This is a genomic window from Mucilaginibacter sp. UYCu711 (assembly GCF_050433825.1).
Taxonomy (GTDB): Bacteria; Bacteroidota; Bacteroidia; order Sphingobacteriales; family Sphingobacteriaceae; genus Mucilaginibacter.
This window is the reverse complement of sequence record NZ_JBNPWM010000026.1, coordinates 1-1,237: the sequence shown is the minus strand read 5'-3', so window position 1 is coordinate 1,237 and position 1,237 is coordinate 1. Positions and strand designations below refer to the sequence as shown.

Here is a 1,237-nt window from a genome sequence, read left to right as displayed (position 1 = left end):
GAATGCGATAGCATGAATGGGGCCAGCAAGTTTTGGTAACACCAAAACATAGCTCATACTTTAGCAGGGTAATTCAGGAGATAGGTAAATGAGTAACTAACACAAACCTGCAGCACCCAAAAGTGTATGCTTAGCAAGATCTTACCATCCCGATCAGAAGATACGAGAGACAGAAACAAGAGTACCGAACATTAACCTGCAGCAATTAACAGGTTGTATGCATAGCGAGATATTACCTTGTTTCTGTGATGTAAACAGGAGTACCGGCCCGAGAGTACCTAACATAGCTTTGCAGCAAGACTTTTTGCATGTCTAGCCAGATATTACCTCTCCGGTCTCCCGTTTCGTTTATTTGTATTTGATTAGTAAACAATAAGATATTGATATAGAGAGGGAACGGCATTAGAGCATCCACATAGGAAGCAACATCATAGATAATGATGTATGCCTGAGCAAGAACTTACCATTGCCGGGTTCTTATCCATGAGTCTCAATAGTATTTTAAGCCGGGGATAGTTCCCTGAGCCTGTGTAGAATATGAGTATAGACTGTGGGATATATCTCTCTGTTTCGATTCTGTAACAATTCAATTATGAGCAAAAAAGCAACATTGAAGCAGTGCCTGGGCATTGATGTATCCATGAAAAAGATCGATTGCTGCCTGTCCTTCTATACAGAAGACCTGAAGATCAAGGTAGTGGCGACAAGTGGATTCGAGAACAGCCCCGACGGGTTTATAAAGCTACGCGAGTGGCTAAACAAGAAGCAGGATAATGGCCTTGCTTTGTATGTCAACATGGAAGCGACCGGCACCTATCACGAGGAAGCCGCTTATTTTATTAGCGGTGTGGGTTACCGGTTGAGCGTCATCCAGCCCACAAAAGGTAAGCAGTATGCCAAAAGCCTGGATGAGAAGAACAAAACGGACAAGATCGATGCCGGTATGCTGGCCCGTATATGGGCCTGGAACGGGAACTGACGCTCTGGAGCCGGCCCAATGAAACACTGCGCATATTAAAAAGGATGAGCCGGGAACGCATCGGCCTGATCAGGGACAGGAATGCTTTAACCAATCAGCTACATGCGCTGAACCATTCTTTCGATGCTTTTGCTGACAGCGTGGAGCGTTTAAAGGAACGTATCGCTTTAGCCACCAAACAGCTTGGCGATATCGAGCTGCAAATGCGTAAAGTGACAGAAAGCGATCCTGAGCTATCGAAGAAAACCAAACACGCCA

At 45.1% G+C, this 1,237-nt stretch carries 1 protein-coding gene and 1 pseudogene; both read left to right on the top strand.

The features are described from left to right. Positions 1 to 592: 592 nt before the first annotated feature. Positions 593 to 979: an IS110 family transposase gene (locus tag ABIB50_RS26585; protein WP_429385094.1), complete on the top strand. Its 387-nt coding sequence runs from the start codon at positions 593 to 595 to the stop codon at positions 977 to 979. After that, a pseudogene (locus tag ABIB50_RS26580) lies at positions 958 to 1,237 on the top strand (hypothetical protein); the annotation flags it as partial. The gene ABIB50_RS26585 and the pseudogene ABIB50_RS26580, both read left to right, overlap by 22 nt.